Annotated in this window: 6 protein-coding genes; 1 reads left to right on the top strand and 5 read right to left on the bottom strand. The window is 43.6% G+C overall.

The window, feature by feature from the left end; genetic code table 11:
• Nucleotides 1-262 (top strand): hypothetical protein (locus RCH62_RS01985; protein WP_306474501.1); only part of this gene is annotated, 262 nt, incomplete at its 5' end.
• Between the two features lie 223 nt (nt 263-485).
• On the opposite strand, the gene ftsY is transcribed toward RCH62_RS01985, so the two are convergent.
• Genes ftsY through rnc form a run of 5 tightly spaced genes read right to left on the bottom strand, consistent with a single transcriptional unit; the run spans nt 486 to nt 7,995 of the window.
• Entirely contained in the window at nt 486-2,153 is a 1,668-nt protein-coding gene (gene ftsY / locus RCH62_RS01980; RefSeq protein WP_306474500.1) for a signal recognition particle-docking protein FtsY, read from the bottom strand.
• Entirely contained in the window at nt 2,153-2,974 is an 822-nt protein-coding gene (locus RCH62_RS01975; protein ID WP_306474499.1) for a Cof-type HAD-IIB family hydrolase, read from the bottom strand. Before RCH62_RS01975 ends, ftsY begins: the two co-directional genes overlap by 1 nt.
• On the bottom strand, nt 2,971-3,768 hold the full coding sequence (locus RCH62_RS01970; protein WP_306474498.1) for a Cof-type HAD-IIB family hydrolase: 798 nt from the start codon (nt 3,766-3,768) through the stop codon (nt 2,971-2,973). The genes RCH62_RS01975 and RCH62_RS01970 overlap by 4 nt, the downstream gene beginning before the upstream one ends.
• The gene (gene smc / locus RCH62_RS01965; RefSeq protein ID WP_306474497.1) at nt 3,758-7,303 is read right to left on the bottom strand and encodes a chromosome segregation protein SMC; all 3,546 of its coding nucleotides are present in this window, start codon (nt 7,301-7,303) and stop codon (nt 3,758-3,760) included. The genes RCH62_RS01970 and smc overlap by 11 nt, the downstream gene beginning before the upstream one ends.
• On the bottom strand, nt 7,294-7,995 hold the full coding sequence (gene rnc, locus RCH62_RS01960) for a ribonuclease III (RefSeq protein WP_125374528.1): 702 nt from the start codon (nt 7,993-7,995) through the stop codon (nt 7,294-7,296). The genes smc and rnc overlap by 10 nt, the downstream gene beginning before the upstream one ends.
• Between the last annotated feature and the right edge of the window lie 24 nt (nt 7,996-8,019).

The raw sequence follows: 8,019 nt of genomic DNA, 5'->3' as shown, positions 1-8,019 counted from the left end.
TAACCAACATTCTATGATACGATTATCATATCTATATGATTTCGTAAATAATAATGAATTAATTTTTATTATAAATTGTAGTGATAAAGTAATTGAAACAATTGATATTATGTATTACGAAACAGATTATGAACAGCTTGATATGTATTATGAAGAAGATTATAAAATACAATTTAATTGTATTGAAATGATAAAAACAGGGAAAGATATAGCCAAATTACGTAAATATAATCAATTAACTAAAGTAAATAACAAGCTGTAACCTGCGTACTGGGTGCGAAAGGTATGCATGCGTTTTTTTGTTCCAATAACCTCTCAGGCCGTCTGATTCCCAACCAATTGCAGCCAACTTTCAGACGGCCTTTGTTGTATTGCATTCAACCGCCGCTACACCTACGACAAAGCCATCAACCAGATATTGCCTATCGTAAAGATGGTCGTCTAGAATAAAAAAATTCCTGCAAGTATTCTTGCAGGATTTTCTTTTATAGCAGACCTTCTAACAAGCCACGCATAAAGTTTTCAGAATTGAATTCACCGATGTCATCGATTTTTTCACCAAAACCAATTAATTTTACAGGGATATCCAACTCTTCTCGGATTGCAAGGACCACTCCTCCTCGAGCTGTTCCATCAATTTTAGTGAGGACTATTCCAGTAATAGGCGTGATCTTAGAGAATTCCTTGGCTTGGACCAGGGCATTCTGTCCTGTGGAAGCATCTAAGGCCAAGAAGGTTTCGTGAGGGGCCGTAGGGTCTACTCGCTTGATAATGCGACCAATTTTTTCTAATTCAGCCATCAGATTGTCTTTGTTCTGAAGGCGACCAGCCGTATCAATCATCAAAACATCGACATGCTCTGCCACGGCCCGTTCCATCCCATCAAAGACGACACTTGCAGGATCTGACTTTTCAGGTCCAGTGACAACAGGCACATCTACACGGCGTCCCCATTCAGCCAACTGCGCAACAGCACCTGCTCGGAAGGTATCTGCTGCGACCAACATCACCTTTTTCCCTTCCTTCTTGTACTTATGAGCCAGTTTTCCGATGGAGGTTGTTTTCCCAACGCCATTCACTCCCACAAAGAGCATGACCGTCAAGCCGTCTTTAAAGTTGATTTGCTCATTGTATTGGCCATCTTTTTCGTAGAGATCCACCAATTTTTCAATGATCACGCGACGCAAGACATCCGGTTTCTTGGCATTTTCCAAGCGAGCTTCGTAACGGAGCTCTTCTGTCAGATTCGATGCTACTTGGACCCCGACGTCACTCATAATCAAGAGTTCTTCTAATTCTTCAAAGAAATCTTCATCGACGGAACGGAAGTTGGCAAAGAAGGCATTAAGAGCTGCTCCAAAGCCAGTCCGAGTTTTCTTTAAGCTCCGATTGTATTTTTCTTGAACCGTTTCTGTAGGTTCAGCAATCACTGGCTCACTTGTAGGTTCTTCTACTAAAAATTCTTCCTCAACCTCTTCTGAAATCTCGGCTTCGTTAGTATCTTCCTCTACTGGCGATACTGCTTCGAGCTCTTCGGTTCCTTCCTCTGAACTTTCAGAGCTTGCTTCTTCAACGATAGGTACTTCCCTTACCGCTGCCCATTCTGGCACATCTTCAGGCTCTTCATCCACTACTTTGTCAGACTCTTGGGAAGGGCTTGAAGTCTCAGCTTTTGTTTCAGTCCCTACAAGAACTTCCTCTTCAAGGGCTTCTTGGACAAGATCTGATGAAGAATCTAGGTGCTCCTCATCAAGACTCACTTCTTGTAAAGTTTCTGCTTCTAAGGTCTGATCTTCAGTCACAGGAGCAGGCTCAGTTCCTTCCTCAGGAGAGGTCTCCTGCTCTGCTTGAGAAACTAACTCTTCCTCAATAGCTGTTTCCTGATTTACCGGCTCTTCTGAAGTCACTTCTTCACTAGAGGCTCTCAACTCTTGAGATGGTCTCGCTGATTCGGCAGCCATTCGCTCTTTCAATTCCGCATAATAGGCTTCCATTGCCGAAATTTTAGCCTCATCACTTTGTGAAGGCTTATTTGATACCGGCTCAGCTGGCGAGCTTGCTTTTTCCTCGCTTCCCCCAATCTCTTCTGTAAGATCTTGGGCTTGTGGTTTTGTTTCTTCTTTTCTTCCAAATAGTCGGTCAAATAATCCCATTATTGACCCTCCTTCAATACATATTCTTCAATCGCTCTTCCGACAGCATCTTGATCATTGGTGTAGTCTGAGACTAGGGTTGCAATCTCCTTCACCTCATCCACCGCATTGGCCATAGCGATTCCGAGTCCTGCCCATTTTAACATGCTGGCATCATTGGCTTCATCACCGCAAGCCATGACTTGACTAGCATCGATCCCTAAATACTCCACCAAGGCCTCCAAGCCTCGATCCTTTTGAACTCCATTGGGGCACCATTCCAAGAGCATGTCCCTCGATTTAAAAATCTCAAAACGCTCCCCTAATTCAGGAGAAATCTTTGGAATAGCGCTATCCAAATAGTCCTGATGAAAGGCTGTCACACACTTGTTATAGGAAATCTGGCTGGACAAATCTTCAATAGAAACAGGAATAAAGTTCAAATAAGGATTATAGAGGGGATAAAGAGACTCTTGATCAGATGCAAGTGTATAAACATCCCCTTCGCTAATAGCGTCCAAGGGCAAGCCAAGGGCCTCTGTCTCTTCATAAATCCGAAGGACATCGTCGCGAGAGAAAACTGTTTTGGCAATGATCTCTCCTGTATTCTTTTGTACCAAGCCTCCATTAAAGGTAATGGTGAATTCATCTGACAAGCCGGCAGTCCCAATTTCTTGGAGCAGAAAATCCATGGCCTTGAGGGGACGCCCCGTGGTCAAAACCACTTTAACCCCTTTTTCTTGTGCTGCACGAATCGCAGCCAGATTCCGAGGGGAGATTTTCTTTTCTGAGTTTAAGAGAGTGCCGTCCAAGTCTAGTGCGATAACTTTAATGTGACTCATAGTTCTTCCTCCATATAGCGAAGGACAGATCCTGTCGAATGGTGACCTACTACTGTTTCAGCCAACTCCAAAATCTCTGGACGGGCATTTTCTGGCGCAATCGCATGACCAACTACCTGCATCATATGAAGATCATTGAGGTTATCTCCAAAAGCTAGGACTTGGTCCCGACTAATGCCCAACTGATCCATGAGGGCTTGGATGGCTACTCCCTTGTCCACATAATCCAAGACAATATCAATGCTCTCATAACCAGTGGTCATGGCCTTAACCCCTTCAACGTTTTGGGTAACCCAGGCCTCACCTTCCGCCAATACTTCTTGATCAAAATTAGTGGTCATCTTGAAGACAATATCATCAATTTCTGAAAGATCTGACACCTTTTGAATGTTTTCGTTGTAGTTTTGTGAAGCAGCTAGATAGTCTGGATCAACCGTCTTTAGAACATAGCTCCCGCGTTTTCCCGTTAACAAGCACTTATTTTTATCGAAATAAGGACATTCTTGCAACTTGGCAAACATGGCTTGGTAAAAATCAGGACTCATGGTTGCCTCATAGACATCTTCACCATGAAACTCAACAACACTACCGTTTTCAGCTATAAAAATAATCTGATCCTGAACCTCTTTAAAGATTGTCTTCAAAGAGAGGAGAGCCCGACCACTTGCTGCCGCAAAGTAGATCCCTTTTTCTTGAAATTTCTTTAGCACCTTTAGGAATAATGCTTGATCAAATTCATGATTTTCATCCAGAAAGGTTCCATCCATGTCTGTTGCGACTAATTTAATTTCCATTATCCATTCCTTCTATATCTTTCAGTTTTACAGATACAATCTTAGAGACTCCTGATTCTTGCATGGTCACTCCGTAGATGGAATCTGCTGCAGCCATGGTTCCCTTACGGTGGGTAACCACAATAAACTGACTTTCCTTATCAAAACGGTTGAGGTAATCTCCAAACCGTTTAACATTGGCCTCGTCTAGAGCCGCTTCTACCTCATCTAAGATGACAAATGGAATGGTCTTGACACGAATGATCGAGAAGAGGAGGGCTAATGCTGACAAAGCTTTCTCCCCACCACTCATCAAATTCAAGGATTGAATTTTCTTGCCAGGTGGTTGGACAGAAATCTCGACCCCAGCTGACAAGAGGTCACCATCTGTGAGTACGAGGTCAGCAGAACCTCCCCCAAACATCTGTTTAAAGGTTACTCGGAAAGATTCACGAATTGCTTCAAATGTAGATTTAAAGCGCTCCTTCACCTCATCATTCATGTCATTAATGGTTTCAAGAAGAAGATTCTTCGCTGCCAAGACATCTTCTCGCTGACCGGAAAGGAAATCAAAGCGCGTCTTGACCTCATCGTATTGTTCGATGGCATCGATGTTAACCGGCCCTAAAGCCTTAATGGCTTTTTCTAAGTCTTTTAAGGCCTGCTCAGACTGGGCTAGATTTTCGAGTTCATTAGCCTGTTTAGAAGCCTCTTCAAAACTCATCTTGAATTCGTCTGTCAGAGCCAACATCAGTTTATTCAATTTGTCTGCCAAGCGATCACGATTGGATTCTGCTTTGGCCTGTTGGCGAATCCACTCCTCGTTTTGACGACGAGCTTGCTCCATATGGCCGGCCACATCTTCTGACTGGCCTTCCAAATCCTCCAATTCAAATTGCTTGCGGATCACAGCTTGTTCCAGAGCGGTTTTCTCTTCAAGGGTTTCTTGCAGTTGTTTTTCAAGGATAGAAACATCGATTTGCTCATGTCGATCCTCTCCCTGCTCGATCGCATATTGGAGGGCCTGGATTTCCCGTTCAGTAGAAGCCAACTCCTGTTGCAAACGTTCTATATCTGTCTGGTCAAAGGTCAATTGACTCTTCAGTTCTGTTTTCTGCAATTGGAGCTTGGCAATGGCTGTTCGTAGGCTTTCTACCTTCTCAACAATGACATCTTTGTTGAGCTTGACTTCTTCAATCTCCGCAGTGACCTGCTCTTTTTCTGCCTCAATTTCTTTCAGTCGCGCTTGCAAGTGATCCCGTTTTTGGAGGAGCTCTTGGTCACTCCCTTCATCCAGCTCTGTACGGATAACTTCTAACAGTTCTTCAGCGTCCAATAGTTGCTGGTGAGCTTGCTCAAAAGCTAGTTGAAGACGTTGCTCTTCTAATCGAGCTCCTTCTCCTTGGCTTTTCAAAGATTCTAGTTTTTCTTGTGATCGGGTCACTTGTTCCTGTTGCTCTTGAACCTGGCCTTCTACTTCTCGCAAATTCTTCTGAATAGAGGCCAATTCTTGGTGCAAGCGATCCAATTCAGGCTTGATAAAAATCGAATTATTGGTTCGATTCGCTCCCCCTGCATAGGAACCACCTGTGCGAAGTTCGGTTCCATCGAGCGTCACCATACGAACCTGGTAGGCGACCTTACGAGCAGCTGCCTTGGCATGGTCAATGGTATCAAAAATGGCCGTAACCCCCAGGAGGTTTTGGAAAATCGACTCTAGGGAAGGATCATAATCAACCAAACTGCTAGCCATCCCAAGGAAACCGGGACAGGCTTCAATCAGTTCTTGATTTTTTCCAGCTAGGTAGCGTGGTTTGATGGTGGTCAGAGGAAGGAAGGTTGCCCGACCTGAGCGATTCTTCTTCAGATGTTCAATCGCCCGTGTTGCTGCCCCTTCGTCTTCTACGATGATATGCTGACTGCTGGCACCTAGAGCAATCTCCAAGGCAGTCTGATACTTTGGTGAGAAGGAGAGTTTTTCACTGACAGCTCCTACAATCCCTCCCAGACGAGCCGCTTCTTGTAGGACACTCTTGACACCTGCATAAAAATTGCTATGATTTTTTTGAATCGCCTCTAAACTATTAATGCGAGCCTGTTTTTCCTTACTTTGATCCAGTAGAGCAAACATCTTGGCTTGCCCCGTTTGATAGGCCTGGCGAGCTTCCTCAAATCTTTTCGCTTCTGACTGATAGGTCTCAAGCAAGTGTTTCAGATGCTCTTGAGCGAGTTGATAAGCCTCTTTAGCAACTTGCTCTTTTTCCTGCAATTCTGTCACCATTTGGATTTGATTTTGGTAATCTTCCTTTTTACTTTGTGACAATTGAGCTGAAGCTTCCAATTGATTTTCAATGGTGGTTAATTCATTTGACCGCTCTGCTTCATCCTGCATCAAGGCCACGTATTTTTCACGTAGATACTCGATCACCTGATCTGGATCTTCTGAGAAACTCGCCAATTCTTTCTCCAGACTTTCGAGAGCTTCTTGGCTCTTTTGGAGTTCTTCTTGAAGACTTTTTGTATTGGCTTGTTTTTCTTCCAACTGATTCCGAAGAACTTGTAGGCGTTCTTCCAGATTATTGACCCGCTCTTGATTTTCCTGACGACTCCGAGCGACCTGTTGTGACTCCAAACGTGCCAATTCGATTTGTTTTTCTAAATCGCTTAAGAGGCGAGTCAATTCTATGAGACTAGCTTGATCATCCGATAATTGATGTTGAAGAGCCTGACGACTCTGTTTCAATCGGAGGCTTTCTGCTTCGTACTCTTCTCTTTTCTGGTAATAAGCCTTTAATTGTTCCTGAATGGAGGCTTCTTCTTGGACTGCTTGATCATAGTCTTTTTTATTGACTTCAATCTGAGCGATCAAGACATCCAAATAGAGAACTTGACGTTGCTGATCCAATTCTAAGAAACGTTTTGCAACGAGCGCTTGCTTTTCAAGAGGTTTGATTTGCCCCTCTAACTCAAAAATAATGTCTTCCAAACGGTCCAAATTATCCTGGGTTTGGAACAATTTAGATTCCGTTTCCTTACGACGCGTCTTAAATTTAAGAACCCCAGCGGCTTCTTCAAAAATAGCCCGTCTCTCTTCTGGTTTCGAGTTGAAGATTTCCTCGACCTTCCCTTGGGAAATAATGGAGAAAGAGTCTCTCCCAAGCCCAGTATCCATAAAGAGGTCATGGACATCTCTCAAACGGACTTTCTTGCCATCAATCTTGTACTCACTGTCACCCGAGCGGTAGATATGTCGTTCTACTCGAATTTCCTTAGCAGCATGTTTGATAAAGCCATCCCGGTTATCCAGCACTACCGTTACACAGGCGTAATTTAAAGGTTTACGAGTTTCAGTCCCTGCAAAAATCACGTCCGGCATCTTGCCTCCACGTAGGCTCTTGACACTCGATTCCCCTAAAGCCCACCGTAGACTTTCTGTAATGTTTGATTTTCCAGATCCATTAGGGCCAACAACTGCGGTAACCCCTTGGTCGAAGATAACCCGGGTCTTATCTGCAAAAGACTTAAATCCTTGAATCTCAATTTCCTTTAAATACATGAGGGATCCACCTTATTTTCCACTGCTATTTTTGCTGCTTCTTGCTCTGCAGCCTTTTTAGACCGGCCACGTCCTTGGCCGATGAGTTTCCCATTGACAGACACTTGAACTTCAAATTCTTTAGCGTGAGCCGGACCTGACTCACTCGTCACCTCATAGGTAATCAGTACATCACCGTGGATCTGAAGGATTTCTTGCAAGCGTGTCTTATAGTCAATCACTTGTTCAAATTGACCTGCCTCGACTTTAGGAATCATGACTTGCTGAATAAAATTCCGAACAGTCTCCACTCCCTTATCCAAGAGCAAGGCCCCTAAAAAAGCTTCAAACAAATCTCCTAAGATGGTATCTCGGTTACGTCCTCCAGATTTTTCCTCTCCCTTGCCAAGTTTGATGAATTGATCGAAACCACAATCACGAGAAAAACCTGCCAGGCTTTCCTCACGAACAATCATGGAACGCATTTTTGACAAATCACCCTCTGGCTTACTTGGGTAGAGGGCAAATAAATATTCGGAAATCACTAACTGGAGAACAGCGTCTCCTAAAAATTCCAAACGTTCATTATGTGAAATTTTTAAGAGGCGATGCTCATTCGCATATGAGGTATGTGTAAAAGCTGTCTCCAACAATTCTGTATCGTCAAAAGTCAGCCGAAATTTCTCAGCAAGAAGGTTATATAAGGCTTGCATCACGTTACTACTTTCTTTCTTCAT

The organism is Streptococcus sp. (assembly GCF_030825805.1).
In the GTDB taxonomy this organism is placed as follows: domain Bacteria; phylum Bacillota; class Bacilli; order Lactobacillales; family Streptococcaceae; genus Streptococcus.
This window is presented reverse-complemented; position numbering and strand designations above follow the sequence as displayed.